Raw genomic sequence first — 26,095 nt, 5'->3', positions numbered from 1 at the left:
GCGCGGGGCCGATCAGACCCCCAGTATGCTGGGGAAAAGTCCGGTCACGAGAATCGCCGCGACCGCGATCGGGCACAGCCAGGCGATCAGCACGCGCCACAGCGCGAACATCGGCGGGCTCACCCCGGTGGTCGCGCGGACCAGATTGCGGTCCGCGATCCAGCCGACGAAGATCGATGTCAGCAAGGCGCCGATCGGCAGCATGACCTTGCCGGTAAACCCGTCCACCGTGTCGAGGATGTCGGTATCCGCGAACAGCGGCCAGAAGCCCAGCGGGCGCACATCCGACAGGACGTTGTAGCCGAGCAGGCAGAAGATCCCGATCACGAAGGCACCGACGCCGAAGATCAGCGCGGATTTCGCGCGGCTCCAGCCCATTTCTCCGATGCCCCATGCGGTCGGCACCTCCAGCAGCGAAATCGAGCTGGTGACCGCCGCGACGAGGATCAGGGTGAAGAACAGAAATCCGATCAGAGCCCCGCCCGGCATGGTCTGGAAAGCGAAGGGCAGCGTCTGGAAGACGAGCGTCGGCCCCGCCGCCGGATCGAGGCCGACCGCGAACACGATCGGGAAGATCATCAGACCCGCCAGCAACGCCACTCCGGTATCGGCAAGCGCGATCATCGCCGACGTACCGCCGAGCCCGCTGCCTTCCTTGATATAGGAGCCGTAGGTGATCAGACCCGCCACACCCAGAGAGAGCGAGAACAGCGCCTGGCCGAGCGCCGAATTGATCACTGCCGGGGTCAGCTTTGACCAGTCGGGCGTGAACAGAAACGCGAAAGCTTCGCCGATATCGCCTTCGATCGCGCCATAGATCACGAGGCCGACGAGCAGGACGAAGAAGATCGGCATCAGGTAGGTCGCGGCCTTCTCGATCCCCGAATGGACGCCGCGCGCGATGATGAAGACGGTCAGGCCCATGAAGGCGAGATGCATGACGAGGAGCAGCGGCACGCTCGCGAACATGTCGCTCAACCGGCCCTGGATCATCGCCTGGCTTTCGCCCTGCAAAGCGCCGCGGAACGGATCGCCTTGGCCGATCGCCTGGAGGAAATCGGCGCCGAGCACGCCTGCGTAATACAGCACCCAGCCGGCGACGACCGAATAAAAGGACAGGATCAGGAAGGCCGCGATCGCGCCGATCGCGCCGAAGATCGCCCAGCCCGGACCGGCTTTCGATTGCGCCGCCACCTTGCGGATCGATCCGACCGCATCGGTCTGCCCGGCGCGCCCGATGAAGATTTCCGCGAGAACCAGAGGCAGGCCGAGCAAAAATACGCAGGCGATATAGACGATGACGAAGGCCCCGCCCCCGCTTTCGCCCGCGAGCGTCGGGAAGCGCCAGATATTCCCCAATCCGACCGCGGCGCCCACCGCCGCCAGAATAAAGGCCGTACGCGAGGACCAACCCTCACCCGTCGTCGTGCTGGCGACCATGCAATCTTTCTCCCGACCGTAATTTGCCCAAATGTAATTTCATTGCGCTTTGGCATCAAATGGCGGGAATGTCCAAATCGGGGAGCCCGGAGCGTTCCGTCACATACGCGCCTTTGCCATCCTGCCGCGCCGCAGCTAGGGAGACGGCCATGTCCACCACGTTCCAGATCGACACCTCGACCAGCCGCGCCAATCCCACGCCCGCGCCGATGAAGCGGCTGACCGTGCCGAAGATCCGCGCGCGCAAGACCGATGGCGAGACGGGCGAGCCGCTGGTGATGCTGACCGCCTATACCGCACGGCAGGCGCAACTGCTCGACAGCCATTGCGACCTGTTGCTCGTCGGGGATTCGCTCGGCCAGGTTATCTACGGCCTGCCTTCTACCGTCCCCGTCACGCTCGACATGATGGCGAACCACGCCGCCGCCGTGGTGCGGGGAAGCTATCATGCGGTCGTCGTCGTCGACATGCCGTTCGGGTCCTACGAAGCCTCCAAGGAACAGGCCTTCGAAAGCGCGGCGCGGCTGATGAAGGAAAGCGGCGCGGCGGCGGTGAAGCTGGAAGGGGGCGAACAGATGGCCGAAACGGTCGCCTTCCTGACCCAGCGCGGCATTCCCGTGATGGGCCATGTCGGGCTGACGCCGCAGGCGGTCAACGTCCTTGGCGGCTATGCCGCGCGCGGGCGCAGCGATGCCGAAGCCGACAAGATCGTCGGCGATGCCGAGGCGCTGGACCGCGCGGGCGCTTTCGCCATCGTCATCGAAGGCGTGGTCGAACCGATCGCCATCGCCGCGACCGAGGCGGTATCTTGCCCCACGATTGGGATCGGCGCATCGGCCCGTTGCGACGGGCAGGTGCTGGTCGCCGAAGACATGCTCGGCATGTTCGAACGTGTGCCGCGCTTCGTGAAGAAATACGAAGACCTCGCCGGCATTATAGAGAAGACGGCCGCGAAGTACGCCGAGGAAGTGCGCGCACGGCGCTTTCCCGGCGAAGACCAGACCTATCAGCCCAAGGCCTGAACCGCCTTTCCCCTTCAGGAAACAAGCCCCGATGCAAACGCTTCTGCAACATTACCGCGGATCGCTGATCTTCACCGCCATCTGCCTGGGCCTCGGCGTCTGGCTCGGTTTCGAGCAGGGTCAGGGTTGGGTCGGGATGCTGGAGCTGATGTGGATCGTCGTGGTCCTCTCGATCCTCGAAATCTCGCTCTCGTTCGACAATGCCGTGGTCAACGCAACCGTGCTGCGCGACATGAGCGAGAAGTGGCAATGGCGCTTCCTCACCTGGGGGATTGCCATCGCGGTGTTCGGGATGCGGATCGTCTTCCCGCTGGCCATCGTGGCGATCGCCGCCAATCTCGGACCGATCGACGCGCTGAACCTCTCGCTGAACGATCCCGAACGCTACGAGGCGATCGTCAGCAGCGCACATATCGGAATCGCAGGCTTTGGCGGCGCCTTCCTGACCATGGTCGGCCTCAACTACTTCTTCGATGCCGATAAGGAAGTCCACTGGATCGCGGTGGTGGAGCGGTTCCTCGTCAAGGTCTCTGTCGTCAAGGCGGCGGAGATCGGCCTGCTTCTGCTGGCGCTCTATTTCATCTCGCTCATGCTGAACGATGCGGACGCGCTGACCTTCCTCGTTGCGGGCATTCTCGGGCTGGTCACTTATCTGGTGGTCGATGCGATCGGGACCCTGCTCGACCTCGCCGACAAGAAGAAGATGGCCGAAGGCGCGGTGCGTTCGGGCCTCGGCGGGTTTCTCTACCTCGAAGTACTCGATGCGAGCTTTTCCTTCGATGGCGTCATCGGTGCCTTCGCGCTGACCAACAATATGCTCGTCATCGCCCTCGGCCTCTCGATCGGAGCGATGTTCGTCCGTTCGATGACGATCCATCTGGTCCGCGCGGGCACGCTGGCGCAGTATCGCTATCTCGAAAACGGAGCGTTCTGGGCGATCATCGTCCTCGGCGCGATCATGCTGTTGTCCGCCGTGTTCCACATTCCCGAGACGATCACCGGATTGCTGGGCGCGACTCTGATCGGGATCTCGCTGTACTGGTCGATCCGGCACAATCGCAAATATGGCGACAGCGAGAACGAGCCGGTCACTTCGCCCCCATCCGCCTGAGCCGATCCGCAACGGGCGCCGCCACCACCAGCTGGAACAGGTGGTAGAGCAGCAGCGGCACGACGATGAAGCCTGCCACGTCGGGCGCGAACAGGATCGTGGCGAGCGGCACGCCGACCGCCGCGCTCTTCTGCGCGCCCGCGAACAGGAACGAGACCCGGTCCTTGTGCGGCAGGTGCAGCGCCCCACCGAGGAACCACGCACCGAGATTGGCGACGAGCAGAAACGCGGCGACAAGTCCTGCAAGGACGAGCCAGCCCAGCGGATGCACCCGGCTCCAGATGTTCTGTTCGACCGCGCCCGAAAAGGCGACATAGACCGCCAGCGCGATCACGAACCGGTCGATCCAGACGATCTTGGGCTGGTGGCGCGCGATGAAGGGCTTGGTCCAGCCCTGGATCACCTGGCCGATCGCGAACGGTAACAGGAGGATCAGCGCGATACGTTCCGCTGTTTCCCACCCGATCGCCCCTTCGCCCGAACCGCCCATGAGGAGGAATACCGGCACGGTCAGGAACACGCCGAGGATATTCAGCAGGGCCGCCGAAATCACCGACATACCGACATTGCCCTGCGCTATCGAGGTATAGGACGTCGCCGATTGCACCGTCGACGGCAGCGCGCCGAGATAAAGGAACCCGACTGCGATCATCGGCGGCAACAGCCCCGCACCGACTTTTTCGAGCGCCCAACCGGCAAGCGCCATGGCGCCGAATACCCACAGGATCAACGGAACGAGGAAGCGCCAATTGCGCAAGCCCCGCGCGATTTCGCCACGCGCGATCCGCATCCCGTTGAGCAGGAACAGCACGAAGACCGCCGCATTGGCGACGCCGTCGGCGATCGGACGCCCGGCATCACCCACGGGGAGAAAGGCGGCGAGCGCCACGGCCCCGGCCAGCATCTTGAGCATCGGGTCGGAAATAACGGAGCGCAAAGCCATGGCGGCGGCCCTGCCCGGCACCGCCTCGCTTGTCGAGCCGTCGCGTTATCGCAGGCGCGCGAGCTTCGCCTGAAGGCGCTGGCGCACGGCATCGTCTTGCGTGGTCGCGATCACCGCGCGGATTGCGGGCGCATACATCGGCTGGAGGCTGTAGGCGCGCCAGGCAAATTCGCTCGCCGCCTCGTCATCGCCAGCGCGCGCCGCGATCTCGCTACGCAGGGTCAGCACCGACGGATCGCGGCCCGATCCGTGCGCCAGCGCACTGTCGAGCATTGCCACTGCCTGTTGAAATTCGCCATCGCGCGCCAGCCATTCGCCATAAAGCGCCGCCGCCATCGGCTCGCGCGCGCCGCCTTCGAGATAGGCCCGCAGGCTGGCCCGCGCCGCCTTCTGGGCTCCGCCCCGCTGATAGGCGGCGATCAGACGCTTCATCAGCGGCCAGTCCGTGCGCACCAGCGCAGCTTCGCGATAGGCGGCGATGGCCGACCCGGTCTCGCCATGCGCCAGCAGCGCATCGCCAAGCAGGTTCTGCGCATCGCTCGATCCGGGAAACCGTCTGGCGAAGAGTCTCGCCTGGCCTGCGCCCTCCGCGAGCCTGCCGGTGGCGACCATCGCGCGCAGATAATCGCGCAGCGCCAGCCCGCTGCTCAGGTCGCCATATCGCGCCGCCTCGACAGGGCGATTGCTCGCGAGCGGCGCGATAGCCAGCCTACCGGGCCGCGCGGCGGCGTCGAGATAGGTCGCGGCTTCCGCGCGCCGATCGAGCGTTTCGAGCGCGCGGGCGATCAATGTCCCGGTATAGGGCGAAGATCGCCCATCGCGCGCTGCGAAGCGGGCGATCAATTCGCGCTCGCCCCCGCTCAACGACAGGGCCTTGGCGAAAAGGCGCGCGACCTGGCGGTTATCGGGCTGGGCCGCGGCAAGGCGCGCAAAGGTCTGTGCCGCGCTCGCATGGTGCCCGAGTTCGAGATCGAGGATGCCGCCGAGCATCTGACCCGCAGGCGTCTCGCGATCCTGGACCGGCGCACGAAGATAGAGATCGCGCGCGAGCGGCAAATTACCGCCCCGCGCCGCGATCACCGCCTGGAGGTAGAGCAGGCGCGGCGCCTTGGGCGCTTGGTCCGCCACTTCGCGCAAGACGGCCAGCGCATCGCTCGCCCGGCCTACCTCGCCCAGATTGGCCGCGTAATCGGTCTTGAGGTCCAGATCGTCGGGCGCGACCTCCAGTGCACGTTCAAGCCACGGAAGCGCGGCGAGCGGACCATAGGCATCACGAACCAGCTGGGCGCGAAACTGGAGGGCCGCCGCGCTGTCGGGATCAATTGCGAGCGCGCGATCCGCCGCCGCGATGGCCTGAACCTGTTCGCCGCCGCGATACCGCAGATGGCCGATATCGATCCACAAATCCGCCCGATCCGCATCGATCGAAAGCGCCTGATCGAAAGCGGCACCGGCGACCGATAGGTTTCCCTCGCGCATTTCGAGCCTGCCGAGCATACGATAGCCATGCCACGCCGTCGCAGCCGAGAAATTGTCCGGTTGCAGCCAGTGTCGCGCGGTGACGAGATCGTCCTGAAGCAGGGCCGCCTCGCCCAGATAGGCCGCCACATCCTTGGGCGCGCCCGCTTCGCGCAGGCTGGCCCGCAACTGTTCCTCGGCTGCGATGCCGTCTCCACGGGCAAGCGCCTGCCGCGCCTTGTCGAGCGCGGATTGCGGCGGAGCGGCTTCCTCGCACGCGCCCAGCGCAGCGAGAATGCCGACCGCGCACATTCCGGCCAGAACCCGGCGGAGGATATCAGGGCTGGAGATCATACTGCTTCAGCAGGTCGTAGAGTGTCGGTCGGCTGATCCCCAGAAGCTTGGCGCTGTTCGAGATATTGCCTTCGCTGCGGGCCAGCGCGCGCCGGATGACCTTGCGATCGGCCCGCTCGCGCGCTGCTTTCAGATTGAGGGGCAGATCGGTTTCGCTGTCCTGACCTGCGTTGAGGTCGAGATCCTCCGCGCCGACCAGTTTGCCATCCGCCATGATCACCGCCCGCTTCACGCGGTTTTCCAGCTCGCGGACATTGCCCGGCCAGGCCCAATCGTCGATCGCGCTCAACGCATCGGACGCGAAACCCTTCACGGCCGGATTCATCTCGGCGGCGAAGCGGCTCAGGAACGCCTTGGCCAGCAGGACCGCGTCTCCGGTCCGCTCTGCCAAGGAGGGAATTTTGACCACGATTTCCGCCAACCGATAATACAGGTCCTCGCGAAATCTTCCTTCCGCGATCATGGCTTCGAGATCCTGATGCGTGGCGCATACGATCCGCGTATCGACCGCGATCGGTTTGCGCCCCCCGATCCGCTCGATCGTGCGTTCCTGGAGAAAGCGCAGCAATTTGACCTGTAGCGCCAGCGGAATGTCGCCCACCTCGTCGAGGAACAGAGTGCCGCCATCGGCCTGTTCGACCTTGCCTTCGACCGTGCGGATCGCGCCGGTGAACGCGCCCTTTTCGTGGCCGAACAATTCGCTTTCGAGCAGGTTCTCAGGGATGGCCGCGCAATTGATGGCGATGAAGGGCGCGGCGGCGCGGGTGCTGCGCTGGTGCAGGCCCTTGGCCAGCAATTCCTTGCCCGTTCCGCTCGCTCCCAACAGCATGACCGACGCGCTGGTGGTTGCCACGCGCTCGATCATGCGGGCGACTTTCAGCATCTCGGGCGCTGCCGTGATCAAGCTGCCGAGGACGGTGCGATCCGCGCCGATCCCTGCGGCGAGACGGCGGTTCTCCGCCTCGATGCGATGCAGCTCGAAGGCGCGACGCACGATCAGTCCAAGCTCGTCGATGTCGACCGGCTTGGCGTAGAAATCATACGCCCCGCGCTCGATCGCGTGCAGGGCACTTTCGCGTGCATCGTGGCCGCTGGCGACGATGACCTTGGCGTCGGGCTTCAGCGCCATGATCGCGTCGAGCACCGCGAAACCCTCGCTGGTCCCGTCGGGATCAGGCGGAAGGCCTAGGTCGAGCGTGACCACCGCCGGTGCTTCCGCCCGCAGGGCCGCCAGCGCCGCCTCGCGGTCGGTCGCCTGGATCACCTCGAATGCCTCATAGGCCCATTTCAATTGGGCCTGGAGACCGGCATCATCCTCGACGATGAGCAGTTTCGGTTTCGCAGGCTCTGTCACGCCGCATCCTCACGCAGGCGTTCGGATTTGGTCAGCAGGGTATCGAGACCCGCGATCGGGAAATCCATCGTGAAGCGCGTTCCGAGACCCTCTCGGCTCTCGACCTCCAGCCGCCCTCCCATCGCCCGGACGGCGGCCTTGGCCTCGTGCGCGCCGATCCCGAAACCGCCAGCCTTGGTCGAGACGAACGGGCGAAACAGGTCATTGCGGACGAAATGGGCGCTCATGCCTTCGCCCGCATCGGCAATCGAAACCGTGCAGCGCACGCCGTCATTGCGCGCTTCGATCCTGACCGGCGCGCCCGGCCCGCTGGCATCCACGGCGTTCTGCGCCAAATGGGCGATCGCCTGATCGAGCGCATCGGCATCACCGATCACCGGACAGGGCCCGTTATCGGCGAAATGGATGTCGTGCTGCGGGCGGAGGCGCTGCGCGACAGCGTGCGCGATCTTCGCCAGGTCGACCCGCTCGCTTCCGCTGGCGCCGACAGCCCCATATCGCCCCAGGCGCGCCACGAGGGCGCCGAGCTTGTCCGTGCTATTGCGCAGGGTCGTCAGCATGTCCTTGCGGAATTCCGGGTTGTCGGCATGGCGCTCGGCATTGCGGACGAGCAGGGCCATCTGGCTCGACAGATTCTTCACGTCATGCATCACGAAGGCGATCCGGCGATTGAATTCGTCGAAGCGCCCGGCTTCTTCCAGGGCCTCCTGCCCGGCCTGCTCCGCGAGATAGCTCGCGACCTGACGGGCAGCGATGCCGAGGAGATCGAAGTCCTCCCAATCGAGCCGCCGGTCGAGCGCCGGGCGCGCCAATACCACAAGCCCCACCAGTCGACCGCGCAAGACCAACGGGATTCCCGCCCATGCGCGCAGGTCGGCCATCAGCCAGTCCGGCACGTGCTCGGCCTCCCCGCCATGAGAGATGCCACGCCGCGCCTCGTCGAAATCGAGAATGAAGCCGGTCTTCTCCATGATCCGCGAAAGCGCACGCGGCGCGGCGGCATTCGTGACCGCGATGTCCGGCCAATTCCACTCCGCCTCCAGCCCGAGCGTCCCGTCTTCGTCGGGCGTGAGCAGGAGACCTGCGGGACTGTCCGTAATATCCGCGAGCGCCTGGATGGCGCGCTGTTTCAAGGCCAGTCCAGCGCCCTGTTCGCGCCCGATGGTCTCGGTGAAACGAATCCATTCGCCCCGATAATCGTAGCGGTGCCGGAAAAGATGCTTGAGTACGAGGACACGAGCGCGTCGCCGTAAGCTGTGCGATGGAAGCCACCACATCGCCCCTACGGTGGCCGCGATGAGAAGGACCATTTGCGCCAAGCTGACGAGGTCGTCGGGCACCGCAAGCAAACGGCGCGACACGAAGAGAGCCACGAAAAGGCAGGCTCCCGACGCGGCGAGAGCGACGGTTTTCATCATCACGGTGCGCGATGGCCTCAGCCGCAGATTCGCGGCATTCCTGGCGAACCCAATCGCGACCGCCAGCGCCAGAGCGAGAATGGCGAGCGGTCGCATCGCTGCGAGCGCGCCGGCCGCGTTTGCAGCCAGCAGAAGCGCGACGTGATAATTGAGCGCCAGGCCCCACCAGATGACCAGCCCCCCGGCGCTCCAGGCGATAGTCCGGCGGGTCATGGGCTCCGCCTTCGCCACGAGATCGTGAACGAGGAACAGAGCGCCCGTCGCCAGCAGCACGCGCAGCAAAGCCGCCGTCCTTGCCGCCGACCCTTCGACCAGATCGTCGAACCGCAGGACGAGCAGCGGGAACTGGAGCAACTCGACGAAGGCCAGCGCGAATATCACGATGCGCACCGAAGCCGAGGCGCGGTCCCGCCCGTCGATCGCGAACAGGCGGTAGAGGGCAGCGATCCAGGCCAGATTGCGGAGAGATTCCAGGCCCTGGGACGCGCTATGGTGCGTCCCCAGCTCGGCGGCGCTCCCGCACCAGAGTGCCGTCAGGGCCAGCGCGATGACGCTTGCCGTGCGATCGGGGCGGCGATGCGATCCCGTCCGGCTGATGGCAATGGCGGCGAGGCCGCAGACCACGCCAGCAAACGCATAAAGCGAAAAGGCAAGCGCCCCGCCCATCATTCCTGCCCCATCGCTTAGCGGGCCCCGTCAGGCCACAGCACGACGCGCGCGGTCTGAAGCAGGATCAACAGGTCGAGGAAGGGAGAGTAATTCTTGGCGTAATACAGATCGTATTCGAGCTTCTGCCGCGCATCCTCGGTCGAGGCGCCATAGGGGTAGTTGATCTGCGCCCAGCCGGTGATGCCGGGCTTCACCATGTGCCGTTCGGCATAATAGGGCAGCATCTCTTCCAGTTGGGCGACGAATTGCGGGCGCTCGGGCCGTGGACCGACAAAGCTCATCTCGCCCTTCAGCACGCTCCATGCCTGCGGAATCTCGTCGATCCGCACGGTACGGATGATACGCCCGATCCGCGTCACGCGCGGATCGTTCTCGGCCGCCCATTTCGGCCCGTCCTTCTCCGCATCCTGCCGCATCGAGCGCAGCTTCACGACCTCGAAATTCTGGCCGTAGAGCCCGACCCGCGTCTGGCGATAGAAAATCGGACCGGGGCTTTCGAGCTTGATGAGGATCGCGAACAGCACCAGCACGGGAAAGGTCAGCCCGAGCAGCAACAGGCTCACGACGATATCGAAGACGCGCTTGGAGATGGACGAGGCGAGCCGGGTCGACGAGAACCCGTCCGAAAAGATCAGCCAGCTGGGATTGAGCGTGTCGAGATCGACCCGCCCGGTCTCGCGTTCGATGAAGCCGCTGAAATCGATGACGTGAAGCCCGCGGGTCTTGATCCGCAGGAGGTCCTTCACCGGCAGCGAATTGCGCCTTTCCTCCAGCGCGAGAACGACCTCGCTCGCTCCGATATCCTCGACGAAGCGGCCGAAATCGGGGATGGTCTGGCGGTCGCGCGCGTCAGGGACGACCCGTTCCGCGTCGCTCATCGCGATGAAGGCCGCGACGCGGAAGCTGCCTCCCTTGCGGCGAGCCAGCTTCCTGATCCGGTCCGCACGCGACCCGGCGCCGAGGACGAGGACGCAGCGCTGGAACGTCGACGTGCCCAGCAGGGGCCCCAAAATCAGCCGGTTCAGAGCGAGGAACAGGATCGCCAGCGCCATCGCGTAAAGCAGGACCGAGCGCCAGAAGGTCTCGGTCTGGACGATGAAGTCCAGCAGCGACATTCCGATCACGCCGAGGCTGACTGCCACCAGCAACCGCGCAATGGCGTAGCGCATCGAACGCAGTGCCTCTGCACCGTAGCTGCCGACACCGATCATCGCGGTCATCACGATCAGCGCGAAGGTCAGGATCGCGCCGAACCTCTCGCCGAACGGCTCGCCTCCCGCACCGATCTGGTAGATGCGCAGGTCCCAGGCCAGTTCACCCGCAAGCAGCAGCAGTGCGAGATCGACGAAACCCAGCACGATCACGGCGTGGGATACGTAGTGTTTGAAAACTCTGATCATCGCTGGATCGCCAAACTCGCTGCGGCTCCGGTTCCGTGCCGTGAGCGCCGTCTATATCGCCAGGCGATGAACTGTCGGTAAATTTTACACCCGATTGTCTTACCCGACCTCGCGCCGCAAAACCCGCGCCACAACGCAAAACGGGGCCGCCGACCCGGTCGACGGCCCCGCGAGCCTGCGAAAGAACTGCAGGTGATTACTGGCCGTTGACGGCATCCTGGGCCGCGTCGCCCACCTGATTGGCAGCCTCGCCGACCGAGTTGGCGGCATCGGCCACGGCATTGTCCTTCGCTATTTCCGCGCCGCTCTGCTGCGTGAAGAACCACACGCCGACTGCGACCAACAGGACGAGGACGAGAAGGATGGCGATCTTCCCACCGCCTCCGCCGCCGCTGCGCGTATCGTGGGTCACGGTGGTATGGGTGTTGCCCTGCGGATCGGTGGTACGGGTTTCGGTAATGCGATCGTCGGCCATGTCTCACTCCCTTTAAAAGATCGGCGCCTGATTATTCAGCCCCAAACGCCGTTTTCTTAACCGGGTTCCCCGCTGCGCGCGAATTGGAACGGCGTCGCGCCGTGTTGGAGCGGGTCGAAAGACAGCGCGCGGCCACGCGGGGGGAAGGAGCGCTGATGACAATCGGGCACGAAGCAATTGCGACAGCCCGGTCCGATCCAGTCCGCCTCCTCTTCACGCAGCGAGTGGCCGCGTGCCTGGGCCAGATCGCTCGCCAGCGCGGCATCGAGGCCGAGAACCACGGAGAAACGCGCCGCATCCTGCATTCCGTTCGCGGCCACGATGCGTGCCAGCGTGAACCAGTGCGAGGCCCCCGTCCCGCCCGAGCCACCGGGTTGCAGGCGGACCGTCTGGCAGAGCAGGTCGGCAGGCCGCTCGAAGCTCTTCGTCGCGATCCAGAGCGGGCAGGAATGCTCGCCCTCCATGAACGCCGCGCCGCTCGCTCCGGCGAACCGCTTCGATATCTGGCCCGCCCGATCGATCCGCACCATGAAGAAGGGAAGCCCCCTCTGGCCGACGCGCTGCAAGGTGGTGAGCCGGTGGGCAAGCTGTTCGAAGCTCACCCCGAAACGGCGCTGCAGGACCGGCAGGTCGTAACCGGTGGCGTCGCAGGCGCGCAGGAACCGACCATAGGGCATGATCAGCGCGGCCGCGACATAGGCTTCGAGATGGCGCGAGAAAAAGCGACGTGCCGTCTCGTCCTCGAAGGATGCGCCCTTGGCGACCGCGTCGATCTGCGCGCGCGTCTCGAGGCGCGCGAGTTGCAGTGCGAGCTGGAACACGCGCGATTCCGGGCCGAGCATCTCCGACAGCTGGATCTGGCGCGCGTGAAGGTCGAGCCTGCGCCGCGCATCGGGCAGAACATCGCGCGGAAGGATGCGGACCGAGAGCTGGTGGCGTTCGCGCAGGCGCTCGGTCAAGGCGGTGCCGATATCGCCGCGGCTGAGACGCATTTCGTCCGCCAGACGTTCGGCGTCGCTGTCGAGATCGGCGAAATGGTTGCGCCAGCGCTCGATCTCGCGGCGCGAGGCGACGAGCGGGTCGTCCGCCTGCGCCTGCACTCCCGGCGCCCGATCATAGAGCCGCGCCAGCGCCGCCGCGGCGTGGGGCGCGGCGGAGAGCAGTTCGTCCACTTCCTCGCGATCGATCCCCAGATCCGAGAACCGCTCGTCGGCGAGCCGGCGCATCAGCCCGTCGACACCGCCGATACTGTCGTCCTCTCGCAGCGAGCGTGGGTCGAAGGCGAATACCTCGACCAAACGCACCATCACCCGCGCGCTGACGGGCCGCCGATTGCGCTCGAGCAGATTGAGGTAGCTGGGCGAGATGCCGAGGCGGGTCGCCATGGTCCCCTGTGTCAGCCCCTCCCGCTTGCGCAAACGCCGGAGGGCAGGTCCGGCAAAGAGGGATTGCTCAGCCATTTGTAAATATCCTTACATCTTTACAGGCCTTTCTGGCCTGCTCCTATGCATATCACAAGATAGTTTGTAATTTTTTCTCGTCTCCGCTGCGCCGTCATGTCACATCCATCCTCACAGACACCGGAGCATACCAATGACCTACCAGACCTCGATCCAGTCCATCGGCAAGACCATCCAGCAGAACGGCGCCCCCTGGAACGCCATCGACGGCGAGAGCGTCGCGCGGATGCGGCAGCAGAACCGTTTCCCCACCGGCCTCGATATCGCGCGCTACACCGCCAAGATCATGCGGCAAGACATGGAAGCCTACGACGCCGATCCTGCCGCCTACACCCAATCGCTGGGCTGCTGGCACGGCTTCATCGCGCAGCAGAAGATGATTTCGATCAAGAAGCATTTCGGCAGCACGAAACAGCGCTACCTCTATCTGTCGGGCTGGATGGTCGCGGCCCTGCGCAGCGAATTCGGGCCACTGCCCGACCAGTCGATGCATGAGAAGACTAGCGTGCCTGCGCTGATCGAGGAACTCTACACCTTCCTCAAGCAGGCCGACGCGCGCGAACTCGGCGGCATGTTCCGCGATCTCGACAAGGCCCGCGAAAAGGGTGACGAGGTCGAGGCGCAGCGCATCCAGCACGCGATCGACAATTACGAAACCCATGTCGTGCCGATCATTGCCGATATCGATGCCGGCTTCGGCAATGCCGAGGCGACCTATCTCCTCGCCAAGAAGATGATCGAGGCGGGCGCTTGCGCCCTGCAGATCGAGAACCAGGTTTCGGACGAAAAGCAGTGTGGCCACCAGGACGGCAAGGTCACCGTGCCGCATGAGGACTTCCTGCAGAAGATCCGCGCGATCCGCTACGCCTTTATGGAAATGGGCGTCGAGGACGGGATCATCGTGGCGCGCACCGACTCGCTCGGCGCGGGGCTGACGAAGCAGATCGCCTACAGCACCGAACCGGGCGATCTGGGCGACCAGTACAACGCCTTCCTCGATTGCGACGAAGTCGATGCGGCCAATGTCACGAACGGCCAGGTCTTCATTAGCCGCGACGGCAAGCTGATGGCGCCCAAGCGCCTGCCCAGCAATCTCTACCAGTTCCGCGCCGGAACGGGCGAGGACCGCTGCGTGCTCGACTGCATCACCGCGCTTCAGAACGGGGCCGACCTGTTGTGGATCGAGACCGAGAAGCCGCATATCGGCCAGATCGGCGGCATGGTGAACCGTATCCGCGAAGTGATCCCGAACGCCAAGCTGGTCTACAACAACTCGCCCAGCTTCAACTGGACGCTGAACTTCCGCCAGCAGGTGTACGATGCCTGGAAGGAAGCCGGAAAGGATCTGGGCGCCTATGATCGCGACCGGTTGATGAGCGTGGATTACGATGGCACCGATCTCGCCATCGAGGCCGACGAGCGCATCCGTACCTTCCAGAAGGACGCGGCGCGCGAGGCGGGGATCTTCCACCACCTCATCACGCTGCCGACCTATCACACGGCGGCGCTGAGCACGGACAATCTCGCCAAGCGCTATTTCGGCGAGGAAGGGATGCTCGGCTACGTCAAGCAGGTCCAGCGCGAGGAAATCCGCCAGGGTATCGCCTGCGTGAAGCACCAGAACATGGCCGGCTCCGACATCGGGGACGACCACAAGGAATACTTTGCCGGTGAAGCGGCCCTCAAGGCCGGCGGCAAGGACAACACGATGAACCAGTTCGAGGCTGCCTGATCGGCAGCCTCGGCGGAACCAATTCGAATCTGCCTAAGCCGGGAGAAAAAGGATGACCACGATGACTCAAGAAGCACCGAAGACGGAACCGGGCCGCGCCCGCGCCCTGTTCTCGACCGCAGATTTCCGCCTGTTGCGGGCCGCGCTGACCAGCCATGCGCGCCAGACGGAAGATCGCGAGGAACTGGCGAAGATCAACGCCCTGCATCATCGCCTGGGCACCTACGTTCCCAACGCGGAATAACCCGCACGCGCCAGCAGCGCAGCGGTAACGCAGAAAGCAAAGTTCTCCTGGGGAGGAGAAACGGCCGTCGGAACGCCCCGAGCGCTCCGGCGGCCGTCATTTTATCTCTTCCCCTTGTTGAGGGGACTTAGCTCTTCGGCATCAGGTCCATCGCCGCACCGGCCATGGCTTCCGCGCCGGTCGCGATCACCGCTTCGGCATCGGGCGCCCAGAACGGCGAATGAAGCGAAGGCAGCGGCGTGCCGTTCTCCTGCAAGGCCTGGAGCATGGGCGCGGGCGTGCCGCTGATCCAGAAGATCATCGATTCCACATCGTCGGGCGCAGCGCGGCGGAACTGGCTGAAATCCTCGCCCCCCATCACGGCGGGCCATTCCATCACCCGTGCCTCGCCGAACCGGTCGCGGAAGGCAGCGGCGCGGGCTTGCGTGAAGTCGGGATCGTTGAAGGTCGACGGGGTGTAGGGATCCTCCACCGTCACCACCGGCATCAGCTCTTCCGGCAGGCCCGCCGTCATCGCCGCCCCGCGCGCGACGCGCCTGATCCCGTCGAGCAGCAGCTTGCGACTCTCGTCCGAATAGCTGCGCACCGTCAGCTGCAATTTCGCCTCGTCGGAGATGATGTTGTGCTTGGCGCCCGAATGGAAGCTGCCGACCGTGATGACCGCGGGATCGAGCGGCGAGCTGTTGCGGCTGACGATGGTCTGGAACTGCATGACCATGTTCGACGCCAGCACGATCGGATCGACCGTCGTATGCGGATAGGCACCGTGCCCGCCCACGCCCTTCACCGTGATGTCGACGCTTTCCACATTGGCGAGCGCATAGCCCGGCGTGAAACCGATCGTCCCGGCCGGTGCGGGAGCGGCAGCGTCATGGAAAGCGAGTGCGTAATCGGGCTTGGGAAAGCGGGTGTAGAGCCCGTCTTCCAGCATGGCGAGCGCGCCCAGCCCCAACTCCTCGGCGGGTTGCAGCACCATGACGAGCGTACCCTGCCACTGGTCCTTGTGATCCACCAATTGCTGCGCGGCCCCGATGAAACCGGCCATATGCGTGTCGTGCCCGCAGGCGTGCATCACGCCGGTGGTGACGCCGCTGGCGGGCGTCGCCACGACCTTTGACGCGAAGGGAAGACCGGTCTGCTCGACCACCGGCAGCCCGTCCATATCGGCGCGCAGCAGCACGGTCGGCCCGTCGCCGTTCCTCATCACCGACACGACTCCGGTCCGGCCGACGCCTTCCGTCACCTCGAAACCGAGATCGCGCATCCGCTTGGCGAGCTTGGCGGCGGTCTTGTGCTCTTCGAAGCTGAGTTCGGGATTGGCATGAAGATCGCGATAGAGCTCCATCAATCCGGGCATGTCCTCGGCCACGCCCGCGCGAAGGTCCTGCGCGGAAACGGCTGCGGGCGCAGCCATGGCCAGCGCCGCGATCCCGGCGAAGAATGTCGTCTTCAGCTTCATACCCCTGTTCCTCTTCCTTCGAAGGCCCGCATCCGCCGGTCCTTTTACAATCCGTAGACCACCTGCAAGCCGACCGACAGCGCCGTCACCATGATAAGCACCAGCGGCACGCCCGTCTTGACGTAATCGCCGAAAGCGTAACCGCCCTCCGCCATGATCAGCATATTGGTCTGATACGCGATCGGCGTGGCGTAGCACAAATTGCAGCCGAACAGCACGGCCAGCACCAGCGGTTCGGCAGGCAGGCCCAGCTGGCTTGCGATTGCGAAAGCGATCGGCGTGCCGACCGTCGCCGCCGTGGCATTGCTCGCGAAATTGGTCAGCACCGTCACGAACAGCATGATCGCGGCGAGCGTCATGGCCGGCGAGAGATATTGCAGGCCGTGGGCCAGCACCTGCCCAAGCCACAGCGCCGCCCCGCTATCGTCGATCAGGCGGCCCAGCGCGATGCTCGCGGCAATGAGGACGATGACCTGCGCCGAGAGGGCCCGCCCCACCCGGTCGAACTTGACGCATCCGGTGAGGAACATGGCGATCGCCCCGGCAAGCGCGGAAATCGCGATCGGCAGCAATCCGATCGAGGCGGCACCCACCGACACCCCCATGATCCCCGCCGCCAGGATGGATTTGGACCGGCGCGGCAGCTCGCGCTTGCCTTCCAGCGTCAACAGGCTGTCCCCGCCAGCAAAGGCCTGCAATTCCTCGGCCATGCCCATCACCAGCAGGACATCGCCTTCCACGATGCGCAGATCGCCCGCATCGGTGAAGCGATCCTTTTCGCCCAGCAGGCGATCGGGCCGGTGAATGCCGATCACCGCAACGCCGTAGAGATCGGCGATCCCGGAACTCGGCAAGGTACGATTGATGAGGCGCGAATCCGCCGTGACGGTCATTTCTACGACCGAAATGTCCTCGCGCGTCTCGCTCGCCTTGCGGCGGATGCGGTCGATCACCCAGCTGGGCGCCGCGTCGCCGCGAAGGACACGCATGGCCTCCTCGATGGCGGCGTGGGTTCCCGTCATGCGCAGGCGCGATTGCGGGCGGAGCAGGCCGCGCGGCACGTCGTGGAACTCGATATCGGCGGGCAGGCGCGACGCGATTTCGGCGAGCGGGCGCCCGTTAAGCGGCGACCCCTCGGATACGCGAAGCCGCGTCTCGAACCGCCGCAGGGAAGCGGCCTCAATCACGCGGTTATCGCCCAGCATCCGGGGCATGACCAGCCAGACGTAAGGAAGCGCAACCAGCGATGCGGCGACGACGATGGGCGTGAAATGGAAGACACCCATCTGCGGCATACCCAGATCGACGGCGATCGACACGACGAGGATGTTGGTCGATGTGCCGATCGTGGTCGCCAGCCCGCCCATCAGCGATGCGGCGTTGAGCGGGATCAGCGTCTTGGAGGCCGGCAAGGCCCCGCGCTGCGCCAGCGCAACGAAGATCGGGAGCAGCAGGACCAGGACGGGCGTGTTGTTGACGCCCATCGACAGGACGAAGGTGACCACCAGCGAGAACAGCAGGCCGAGCTGGAGATTGATCTTGAACAGGCGTTCTAGGAACCGCGCCGCCGGTTCCAGCGCGCCGGTGACGACAAGGCCCCGTCCCATGATCATCAGCGCACAGATCGTGATCAGCGCGTAATGGCCGAACCCTCCGAAGGCGAGCGCCAACCCGTCCGTCGGGCTGGTCCCTTCGAGCGGGAAGAAATACAGCCCCACGGCGATCGCCGCGATGGTCAGCAACGAGACGATCTCCACCGAGAGGCGCCCGCGCGCGAAGCCGACGAACATCGCGATGGTGACCGCCATGGCGGCTATTGCGTGGAAGGAAGGGATACCCGGCATCTCTCGGGATGACCGATCACAGGCACGCGCTAGGAAAGCAAGAAATTAAGAGCGCGAGGCGCGAGGTCCTGCATTCGCGAACCCCAGCGTGCAGCGCAAAAACTCTGGTACCCCCGGCCGGACTCGAACCGGCACTTCGTTAGAAACTCGATTTTGAGTCGAGCGCGTCTACCAATTCCGCCACGGAGGCACGGAAGCGGCGCGGATAGCGGAGCGGATCGCCAAAGACAATCCTCCCCTTGCCGCGCCGAATGTTACTTCTTCAAAGCGCCGACCAGCAGCTTGTGAAGCTTGGAATGCAGCGCGTCGTTCGCGGCCAGGACCTGGTTGGAATGGATCGGCATCGAACGGCCCCGGAAATCGCTGACGAACCCCCCCGCTTCGCGCACGATCAGGCAGCCTGCCGCCGTATCCCAATCGTTGAGCCCGCTTTCCCAGAACCCGTCATACCGCCCGGCGGCGAGCCAGGCGAGATCGAGCGAGGCGGCGCCGAAGCGGCGAATGCCCGCGACCTGCGGCCCGATCGCCGAGAAGATCTTCGTCCATTCCGAAAAATCGCCATGGCCCTGAAAGGGCACGCCGGTGGCGATGAGCGCTTCGCTCAGATTGCGGCGGCCCGAGACGCGCAGGCGCCCATCATGCAACCAGGCGCCCCGGCTCTTTTCCGCCCAGAATGTCTCGTCGGTGATCGGCTGGTAGACGACCCCCGCGGTCACCTCGTTCCAGCCCCCGCCGCCCAATTTGGGCTCCTGCACCGCGATCGAGATCGCGAAATGGGGGATGCCGTGAAGGAAGTTGCTGGTCCCGTCGAGCGGATCGACGATCCAGCGCGGCTTGTCCGGGTCCCCTTCGATGATTCCGGCTTCTTCCATCACGAAGCCCCAATCGGGCCGCGCGGCGAGCAGTTCGTCATAGATCGCCCGCTCGGCCCGCATATCGGCCTTGCTGACGAAATCAGCCGGACCCTTGCGGCTGACCTGCAAGTGCTCGACCTCGCCGAAATCGCGGCGCATCCGCGCGCCCGCCTTGCGCGCGGCCTTTTCCATCACGCGGATGAGACCGGAAATAGCTGCCATGATCGATCAGCCAGCCTTGCCGACGTAGCTCTGTTCGTAGACGTCGACCACGATCCGCGTGCCGCTTTCGATGTGCGGCGGGACCATGATGCGCACGCCATTGTCGAGCACGGCGGGCTTGTAGCTGGACGAAGCGGTCTGGCCCTTCACCACCGCATCGGCTTCGACGATGGTGGCTTCGACCTGGGCGGGTAGCTCCACGCTGATGGGCTTTTCTTCCCACAATTCCAGCTTGGCCTGCATCCCGTCCTGAAGGAACGGGCGCGCATCGCCGAGGAGATCGCTGGGCAGGTTGATCTGCTCGTAGGTTTCCTGATCCATGAAGACGAGCATATCGCCGTCTTCATAGAGGAACTGATAGTCCTTGGTGTCGAGCCGCACCTTTTCGACCGTGTCGGCGCTGCGGAAGCGGACATTCGTCTTGCGGCCGTCCTGCAGGTTCTTCATCTCGACCTGCATATAGGCCCCGCCCTTGCCCGGCTGGGTATGCTGGATTTTGGCGACCTTCCAGATGCCGCCTTCATATTCGAGGATGTTGCCGGGACGGATGTCCACGCCGCTGATCTTCATAGGGGATGTGCCTTCGTCTGTGCCGGGCCTGTCGGACGCCCGCGCAAGTGTGCCGGGCGCTTAGCCGAGCGCGCGCCGAACGACAAGGCTGGCGAAGGAGCGGCTGGCGTTTGGGCACCGCGCGGCTGGCGGGCGGGTGGCGGGACGCGTGGCGATGCTCTATATCGCGGGCATGACGGTTCGAGCCTTCGCCTCCATTCTGGCCCTTTGCGCGAGTTTCCTCCCCTCCGCCAGCCCGGTCGCGGCCCACGATATCGGGGTGGTGCCGCAGGGTCGCTATCAATGCGCGCTCCCCGGCGATGCCGAAGGGCGCGCCTATGTCGCGATGCCCGACCTCTCGTTCCGCATCTCCAGCGCCTCGCGCTACAGCCATGTGTCCGGCAAGGGCATCTACCTGTTCGAAGGCGATACGCTGGTCTTCACGCGCGGTCCGCTCAAGGATATGCGGCTGCGCCGGATCCCCGGCGGACTGTTCCAGCAGGTAAAATCGGACGGAACGTTGGGCCGCGTGCGCTGCAACCGCATCGCACGCTGAAGCTCAGCGCTCGGCCTGCGATCCCGAACCCGACAGCAGGGGATACGGGTTCACCGCATTCGCGGGCTCCCACCATTCGGCGTCGGGCGTGGTCTGGAGGATCGCGAAATGGAGATGCGGCGCATCGGGCGATGCGTTGCCCGTGCTCCCAACTGTGCCCAATCGCTGCCCCCGCCGCACCCTTTGCCCCTCGCGCAGACCCTCGGCATATTCGTCCATATGGGCGTAATAATGGATGGTCTCGCCGTCTGCCGAGCGGACATAGATCGTGTTGCCGCCCGCATCCGAGCGGAAGAGGCGCTCGATTTCACCGGGCGCCGCGGCGACCACGCTGGTCCCGCGTGGCGCCATGATGTCGATCGCTTCGTGCAGGCGGCTGCCACCCCCACGCGAATCGGTGAAAGTATCGCTGAGATCGGCAGGCCGCACGTTCAGCACCGGGATCAGCAGGTCGGCGATCTGGCCCGCGTCAGGCGTGCGCACGACGCGGGTGTTGAGCGCCGCCGCGTTGCGCGCCTGATCGCTGATCGGCGTCTCCAATCCGGCCTGGGACGGTGACGCGGACACCGTCGGGCTCGGCGCGGCAGCGGCGGGGCTGGTCTTTCCGATCTGGCTGTCGCTGCCCGCATTCTCGATCAGGCTGCCGCCCGCCACGATCCACACCATGCTGGTGACGGTGGCCGTGACGATGATGGTGAGGATGCGATCGGCGAATTTCATGGGGTGACGATAGCCTGCGGTCGCGAAGGCGTCACGCTTCGAATATCACGCGCGTCGATTGCGATACCATCCCGGCAAGCCGCGCGGCGTCCCAGTTGGTGAGGCGCACGCAGCCGCTGGACTGGGCCCGGCCGATCGTTTCGGGATCGGGCGTCCCGTGGATGCCGTAATGCTCCTTGCTGAGATCGATCCACACCACGCCGACCGGGCTGTTAGGCCCTGCGGGCAGACTGTAGGTCTCGCCATCTCCCTGGCCCAGCACTTCGGGATCGTAGCTGTAAGTCGGATTATAGGCCTCGCCCTCGATGTCCCACTCGCCCAGCGGCAAGGGAAACTGGCTCGAGCCGGAGCTGACGGTGAACAGCGCGACCAGTTTGTCGCCCTGATAGGCCTTCAGCGTCTTGCCCGCCTTGCTGACGACGATGCGATCGACCTCCAGCTGGTCCGATCCGACACCCAGCGATGCGAGCGTGCGCTGCCAGTTGCGATCGCCGATCGCACCCGGTTCGATCCGGTCGCCGCCAATATTCGGAACGCGGATGCGCTGCCCCGGACGGAAGACGCTCTGCGCCGTGGCCGTGCCCGTCGCGGTCGCAGTCGCAGTCGCAGTCGGGGTGGGAGAAGGCGCCGCAGAGGATGTCGACGCAGGCGACGCCGTTCCCTGCCCGCTCATTCCCGCAGGCTGGCCATTGGGGTTGAGCTGTTTCAGGACATCGATCGTCGTATGGAAACGCTCCGCCAATCGCTCGTCGAGCGAAGTGTAACCGAGCCGCTCCATCTTCGCCTTGGCGGCGGTATCTTCCGGGATCGCCTCGTAATCGGCCTCGCCCCAATTGTCCGGGATGGTTACGATACGAGTCGCGGGAATGCGATCCCATTCGGCGAGTGCCTGCTTGGTCGCCTCGTCGAGTTCGCCCGACGTTTCGAGGTCGTTGGCTTCCTGAAAGCCTCGGAGCGCGTTTTCGGTGCTCATGCCCATCTTCCCGTCGATCACGCCGGGGCCGAAGCCGATGCGGTCGAGCACGACCTGCGCCTGCATGATCGGGCGCTCCTCGCTGTCGGGGATCGCGTCTCCGGCGCTCTCTTGCCCCATATTGCTGGCATTTCTGCCCGCCTGCGCGCTGTCGCGCATGGCCGCACTGTCGTCGGAGGCCATCGTGTCGGCGAGATTATTCTCACCGTAGGTGTCGTAGCCGTAGTCGGAACCGGTATCTGCGGTTGCTGTGGTTTCCTCTCCGGTATCGTTATCCTGCCCGCTCATGCTGCACGCGGCGAGTGCGAGCGAGGAAACGGCGGCAAAAACGAGGTGGCGCATGTAATTCTCCCGAACGGATAAGCGAGTTTCGACCTCGCTTCGGGAGGATGAACTCACGGAAGCGAAATTTGCTCCGCGAAGGCTTTCACGGCCGCGGCCTCGTCCCCGTTCCAGACCGCGCCCGACACGGCGAGGAAATCCGCGCCTGCCTCGATCAGCGGGCGGCAATTGTCCGGCGTGATGCCACCGATGGCGACGCAGGGGATCTCGAACAGGCCGGACCACCATTCGACCAGGTCCGGTTCGGGCCGGTGCTCGCTCTGTTTGGTGGTGCTGGGGTAAAACGCTCCGAAGGCGACGTAATCCGCCCCCGCTTCCCCCGCTTCCATCGCGAGATGGCGGCTGGCGTGACAGGTGACGCCGACCTGCGCATCGCGCCCCAATTGCTCGCGCGCATCTTCCACCGTCCCGTCCTTCTGGCCGAGATGAACCCCGTCGGCACCCAGACGCTTGGCGAGCGGGATCGAATCGTTGACGATGAAAGCGACATCCCGCGCCGCGCAGATTGCCTGAAGCGGTTCGGCGAGCCGCGCGGCTTCGTGCTGGTCGATATCCTTCACGCGGAACTGGAACGCGGTCACCACACCCGGCGCCACATCGAGCGCGCGTTCGAGCCGGTGCGGGAAATTGCCCGTCACATTGAGCGGGGAGATGAGATAGAGCTGGGTCTGGACAGGATCGGTCATCGACACGCCCCTAGCCTCGGTAAAGCGTCGCGTCGATATTCAGCCTCGCGAAAGCGACAGGGGCGCCAGACAGGCGAATGACCCGCACCCTCGCTCTCTCCGCGCTCCTCGTCTCAATCGCCGCATCGGGCTGTGCCATCGTGCCGGACACGCCGATGGTTCGCGGGGAAGCCAAGGCGCAGGGGCGCGCCGTGGCTCTAGGCGAATCGGTGTGGCAGGGCGACACGATCCTGACGCCGCTGAGCGTGATCGAGGACAGCCGTTGTCCGCAGAACGTCCAATGCGTCCGGGCCGGAGAGCTGGTCGTCTCGACACGGATCACGGCGACGCACTGGCAGCAGACCGTGCCTTTGACTCTGGGGGAACCCTATACGGTGATGAACCGCAGCTATGTGCTGAGCGGCGCCACGCCGGGACAGGTCGCCGGGCAGGCCATCCAGCCCGGCGCCTATCGCTTCACCTACGCCGCGCCATAGGGCGGCGCTGCAACTCTTACGCTACCTCGCCCGTGCTGGCGCAGGCGATTTCGTCGATCGCATTGCCGAGCGCCTGGTCGAATTGCTGGTCGTCCATCTTGGCCTGCAAGACTTCGAGCAGAGCGCGGCTGAAGCTCGCGATCATGCCATCGTTCTTGCCGAGTTCGCGGCAGGCATCCTCGCGGCTGTAACCGCCCGAAAGCGCCACCACGCGCAGCACCTTGGGATGATCGATCAGCGGCTTGTAGAGGTTCGGTTCGCTCGGAATGGTGAGCTTCCACATCACCTGCTTTCCTTCGGGCACGCGTTCCATCTGTTCGAGCGCGTTGGACAGCACCAGCGCTTCGGCCTGGGCGCGGCTTTCGCTCTTCAGGCTGACTTCGGGTTCCAGGATCGGAACGAGGCCCTGATCGAGGATTTCGAGGCCGTAATCCATCTGCTGGCGGATATTGTCGGCCACGCCCTTCTGATCGGCTTCGTGGATGACCGAGCGCATCTTGGTGCCGAAGACGCCCAGTTCCTTCGCCCGCGCGCAATCCTTTGCCAGGGTCGGAATTTCCTTCATCAGCTGCACGCCGTTTTCCGTGTCGTGCATCCCCTTGTCGACCTTGAGGAAGGGCACGATGCCGCGTCGCGACAGCAGGGCCGGAATGGGCGAGCCGTCCTTGGAGCAACCCTCCATCGTCTTTTCGAACAGGATGGCCCCGATCACCTTCCCGTTCGAGAAGCTGGGCGAATCGACGATGCGGCAGCGCATTTCGTGGATCTTGGCGAACATTTCCTCATCGCCGTCCCACTCGCTATCCTCGACCCCGTAGGATTGGAGCGCCTTGGGGGTCGAGCCGCCCGACTGGTCCAGCGCCGCGATGAAGCCCTGCCCGTCGCGCACCCGCGCGGTCATCTCGTCGAAATTCATAAATCCGTCCTTACGATCCGTGGTGCACCCGTAATGCATTCGTATGCACGGGGTCCTTAGCCATGTGTCCGGGCAGCGGCAAGCGCGGCGAAGTTCGCCTCCGGGATCGCGCTGTTGGTCAGCGTGGCGATCGTCCTGCTTCGGCGTCGCCTGCGCACAAGCGATGCGTCCCAGGCGCGCGTTTCAGGTGCGGAGGGCGGCCACACCCGGAAGGCCTTTACCCTCCATCCACTCGAGAAACGCGCCCCCGGCCGTCGAAACGAAGGTGAAATCGTCCTTCGCGCCCGCATGGGCCAGTGCCGCGACCGTGTCGCCACCGCCCGCGACCGAGATCAGCGAGCCGCTTTCGGTCAGCGCCGCCGCGGTCCGGGCGAGCGCCACGGTCGCCGCATCGAAGGGTTCGGTCTCGAACGCGCCCAGCGGTCCGTTCCAGACGAGGGTGCGGCAGGTCTTCAGCACATCGCCAAGTGCCTCGACCGCCTGCGGGCCGACATCGAGGATCATCTCGTCCTCGGCGACCTCGTGGACGTTGCAGGTGCGCAAACTCTCGGGATTGGCGGCGAATTCCTTCGCCACCACGACATCATAGGGCAGATGGATCGTGCAGCCCGCATGATCCGCCTCGTCCATGATGCGGTTGGCGGTGTCGGTGAGATCGTGTTCGCACAGCGATTTGCCGACATCGACGCCCTTGGCGGCGAGAAAGGTGTTGGCCATCCCCCCGCCAATGATGAGATGCTGCACCTTGCCGACGAGGTTGGTCAGCACGTCGAGCTTGGAGGAGACCTTCGCCCCGCCCACGACCGCCGCGACCGGCTGTTCGGGCGCGCCGAGCGCCGCGTCGAGCGCCTTCAGCTCCTCTTCCATGGCACGCCCCGCATAGGCGGGAAGCAGGCGGGCAAGGCCTTCGGTGCTGGCATGGGCACGGTGGGCGGCGCTGAACGCGTCGTTGACGTAGAAATCGCCATGCGCGGCGATCCCCTTCGCGAAGTCGGGATCGTTCGCCTCCTCGCCCGGCCAGAAGCGGACATTGTCGAGCAGGCCGATATCGCCCGCGCGCAGGATGCCGATCGACTGTTCGACCACCGGGCCCATCACCTCGGGGATGAACATGATCTCCTTGCCGATGACCTTTTCGACATCACCCTGCACGAAGCTGGTGCTCATGGTCGAATGCCGCTGGCCCTTGGGCCGCCCGAAATGGGCGAGCAGGAGCACCTTGGCGCCCTTCTCCGTCAATTCGAGAATGGTCGGCTTCGCCGCCTCCACCCGCGTCACATCGGTGGCGGACCCGTCCTTCATCGGCAGATTGAGGTCGACGCGCACCAGCGCCACCTTGCCGGTGAGGTCGGCGGGGAGATCGTCCAGTGTCTTGAAATCAGCCATATCGAATTCCGATCATCCCCGCTTCCGGGTCA

Annotated in this window: 23 protein-coding genes and 1 tRNA gene; 6 read left to right on the top strand and 18 right to left on the bottom strand. The window is 65.1% G+C overall.

All coding sequences use genetic code 11. The features are described 5' to 3' along the window. Positions 1–12: 12 nt before the first annotated feature. Positions 13–1,440 carry a sodium-dependent transporter gene (locus GRI47_RS04185; RefSeq protein WP_160660090.1) on the bottom strand — a complete coding sequence of 476 codons (1,428 nt, stop codon included), beginning with the start codon at positions 1,438–1,440 and terminating at the stop codon, positions 13–15. Positions 1,441–1,589: 149 nt separating this feature from the next. Here GRI47_RS04185 and panB point away from each other — a divergent pair, with 149 nt between their 5' ends. Both panB and GRI47_RS04175 read left to right on the top strand, forming a co-directional pair. Beyond that, positions 1,590–2,462, top strand: coding sequence for a 3-methyl-2-oxobutanoate hydroxymethyltransferase (gene panB, locus GRI47_RS04180; RefSeq protein ID WP_160660089.1), 873 nt, complete (start codon positions 1,590–1,592; stop codon positions 2,460–2,462). A 31-nt stretch (positions 2,463–2,493) separates the two neighbouring features. Further along, a complete protein-coding gene (locus tag GRI47_RS04175) occupies positions 2,494–3,573 on the top strand; it encodes a DUF475 domain-containing protein (RefSeq protein WP_160660088.1) in 1,080 nt (359 codons plus the stop codon). Here GRI47_RS04175 and GRI47_RS04170 read toward each other — a convergent pair. From GRI47_RS04170 to GRI47_RS04140, 7 genes are all read right to left on the bottom strand, one after another. Continuing rightward, the gene (locus GRI47_RS04170; protein WP_160660087.1) at positions 3,551–4,516 is read right to left on the bottom strand and encodes a bile acid:sodium symporter family protein; all 966 of its coding nucleotides are present in this window, start codon (positions 4,514–4,516) and stop codon (positions 3,551–3,553) included. The two genes, GRI47_RS04175 and GRI47_RS04170, sit on opposite strands and share 23 nt — an antisense overlap. A 45-nt stretch (positions 4,517–4,561) precedes the next feature. Beyond that, positions 4,562–6,328 carry a tetratricopeptide repeat protein gene (locus GRI47_RS04165; RefSeq protein ID WP_160660086.1) on the bottom strand — a complete coding sequence of 589 codons (1,767 nt, stop codon included), beginning with the start codon at positions 6,326–6,328 and terminating at the stop codon, positions 4,562–4,564. Continuing rightward, positions 6,312–7,682: a PEP-CTERM-box response regulator transcription factor gene (prsR, locus tag GRI47_RS04160; RefSeq protein ID WP_160660085.1), complete on the bottom strand. Its 1,371-nt coding sequence runs from the start codon at positions 7,680–7,682 to the stop codon at positions 6,312–6,314. The genes GRI47_RS04165 and prsR overlap by 17 nt, the downstream gene beginning before the upstream one ends. Beyond that, a complete protein-coding gene (gene prsK, locus GRI47_RS04155) occupies positions 7,679–9,769 on the bottom strand; it encodes an XrtA/PEP-CTERM system histidine kinase PrsK (RefSeq protein WP_160660084.1) in 2,091 nt (696 codons plus the stop codon). The genes prsR and prsK overlap by 4 nt, the downstream gene beginning before the upstream one ends. Before the next feature lie 14 nt (positions 9,770–9,783). After that, positions 9,784–11,169, bottom strand: coding sequence for a TIGR03013 family XrtA/PEP-CTERM system glycosyltransferase (locus GRI47_RS04150; RefSeq protein WP_160660083.1), 1,386 nt, complete (start codon positions 11,167–11,169; stop codon positions 9,784–9,786). Between the two features lie 196 nt (positions 11,170–11,365). Next, positions 11,366–11,644 (bottom strand): hypothetical protein, encoded by a 279-nt coding sequence (locus GRI47_RS04145; RefSeq protein ID WP_160660082.1) that lies wholly within the window; start codon positions 11,642–11,644, stop codon positions 11,366–11,368. 56 nt (positions 11,645–11,700) lie between these two features. Beyond that, positions 11,701–13,104 carry a helix-turn-helix domain-containing protein gene (locus GRI47_RS04140; protein ID WP_160660081.1) on the bottom strand — a complete coding sequence of 468 codons (1,404 nt, stop codon included), beginning with the start codon at positions 13,102–13,104 and terminating at the stop codon, positions 11,701–11,703. 133 nt (positions 13,105–13,237) lie between these two features. On the opposite strand from GRI47_RS04140, the gene GRI47_RS04135 reads away from it, so the two are divergent. Both GRI47_RS04135 and GRI47_RS04130 read left to right on the top strand, forming a co-directional pair. After that, the gene (locus tag GRI47_RS04135; protein ID WP_160660080.1) at positions 13,238–14,836 is read left to right on the top strand and encodes an isocitrate lyase; all 1,599 of its coding nucleotides are present in this window, start codon (positions 13,238–13,240) and stop codon (positions 14,834–14,836) included. 61 nt (positions 14,837–14,897) lie between these two features. Next, the gene (locus GRI47_RS04130; protein WP_160660079.1) at positions 14,898–15,080 is read left to right on the top strand and encodes a hypothetical protein; all 183 of its coding nucleotides are present in this window, start codon (positions 14,898–14,900) and stop codon (positions 15,078–15,080) included. 127 nt (positions 15,081–15,207) lie between these two features. On the opposite strand, the gene GRI47_RS04125 is transcribed toward GRI47_RS04130, so the two are convergent. The 5 genes from GRI47_RS04125 to efp all read right to left on the bottom strand — a co-directional run bounded on the left by GRI47_RS04125 (position 15,208) and on the right by efp (position 20,029). Next, positions 15,208–16,539 carry an amidohydrolase gene (locus GRI47_RS04125; RefSeq protein ID WP_160660078.1) on the bottom strand — a complete coding sequence of 444 codons (1,332 nt, stop codon included), beginning with the start codon at positions 16,537–16,539 and terminating at the stop codon, positions 15,208–15,210. Positions 16,540–16,583: 44 nt separating this feature from the next. Beyond that, positions 16,584–18,383, bottom strand: a complete 1,800-nt coding sequence (locus tag GRI47_RS04120; protein WP_160660077.1) for an SLC13 family permease — start codon at positions 18,381–18,383, stop codon at positions 16,584–16,586. A gap of 105 nt (positions 18,384–18,488) precedes the next feature. After that, a tRNA-Leu gene (locus tag GRI47_RS04115) sits at positions 18,489–18,573 on the bottom strand. A gap of 64 nt (positions 18,574–18,637) precedes the next feature. Continuing rightward, the gene (locus GRI47_RS04110) at positions 18,638–19,459 is read right to left on the bottom strand and encodes an inositol monophosphatase family protein (protein ID WP_160660076.1); all 822 of its coding nucleotides are present in this window, start codon (positions 19,457–19,459) and stop codon (positions 18,638–18,640) included. Positions 19,460–19,465: 6 nt separating this feature from the next. Then, the gene (gene efp, locus GRI47_RS04105) at positions 19,466–20,029 is read right to left on the bottom strand and encodes an elongation factor P (RefSeq protein ID WP_160660075.1); all 564 of its coding nucleotides are present in this window, start codon (positions 20,027–20,029) and stop codon (positions 19,466–19,468) included. A 154-nt stretch (positions 20,030–20,183) separates the two neighbouring features. On the opposite strand from efp, the gene GRI47_RS04100 reads away from it, so the two are divergent. After that, on the top strand, positions 20,184–20,564 hold the full coding sequence (locus tag GRI47_RS04100; RefSeq protein ID WP_419956994.1) for an elongation factor P: 381 nt from the start codon (positions 20,184–20,186) through the stop codon (positions 20,562–20,564). 3 nt (positions 20,565–20,567) lie between these two features. Here the strand turns inward: GRI47_RS04100 and GRI47_RS04095 are convergent, their stop codons facing one another. The 3 genes from GRI47_RS04095 to thiE are packed head-to-tail and all read right to left on the bottom strand — an operon-like array spanning position 20,568 to position 23,285. Continuing rightward, entirely contained in the window at positions 20,568–21,284 is a 717-nt protein-coding gene (locus GRI47_RS04095) for a M23 family metallopeptidase (RefSeq protein WP_160660073.1), read from the bottom strand. Between the two features lie 31 nt (positions 21,285–21,315). Next, the gene (locus GRI47_RS04090; RefSeq protein WP_237452614.1) at positions 21,316–22,599 is read right to left on the bottom strand and encodes a L,D-transpeptidase family protein; all 1,284 of its coding nucleotides are present in this window, start codon (positions 22,597–22,599) and stop codon (positions 21,316–21,318) included. A gap of 53 nt (positions 22,600–22,652) precedes the next feature. After that, positions 22,653–23,285 (bottom strand): thiamine phosphate synthase, encoded by a 633-nt coding sequence (gene thiE, locus GRI47_RS04085; RefSeq protein ID WP_160660072.1) that lies wholly within the window; start codon positions 23,283–23,285, stop codon positions 22,653–22,655. A 77-nt stretch (positions 23,286–23,362) separates the two neighbouring features. Between thiE and GRI47_RS04080 the strand changes: the two genes are divergently transcribed. Then, a complete protein-coding gene (locus GRI47_RS04080) occupies positions 23,363–23,761 on the top strand; it encodes a hypothetical protein (RefSeq protein WP_160660071.1) in 399 nt (132 codons plus the stop codon). Positions 23,762–23,777: 16 nt separating this feature from the next. Here the strand turns inward: GRI47_RS04080 and GRI47_RS04075 are convergent, their stop codons facing one another. Both GRI47_RS04075 and GRI47_RS04070 read right to left on the bottom strand, forming a co-directional pair. After that, positions 23,778–24,677 carry a fructose bisphosphate aldolase gene (locus GRI47_RS04075; protein ID WP_160660070.1) on the bottom strand — a complete coding sequence of 300 codons (900 nt, stop codon included), beginning with the start codon at positions 24,675–24,677 and terminating at the stop codon, positions 23,778–23,780. Positions 24,678–24,860: 183 nt separating this feature from the next. Continuing rightward, positions 24,861–26,063, bottom strand: coding sequence for a phosphoglycerate kinase (locus GRI47_RS04070; protein WP_160660069.1), 1,203 nt, complete (start codon positions 26,061–26,063; stop codon positions 24,861–24,863). Positions 26,064–26,095: the final 32 nt, after the last annotated feature.

The organism is Qipengyuania pelagi (assembly GCF_009827295.1).
GTDB classification, from domain to species: Bacteria; Pseudomonadota; Alphaproteobacteria; order Sphingomonadales; family Sphingomonadaceae; genus Qipengyuania; species Qipengyuania pelagi.
This window is presented reverse-complemented; position numbering and strand designations above follow the sequence as displayed.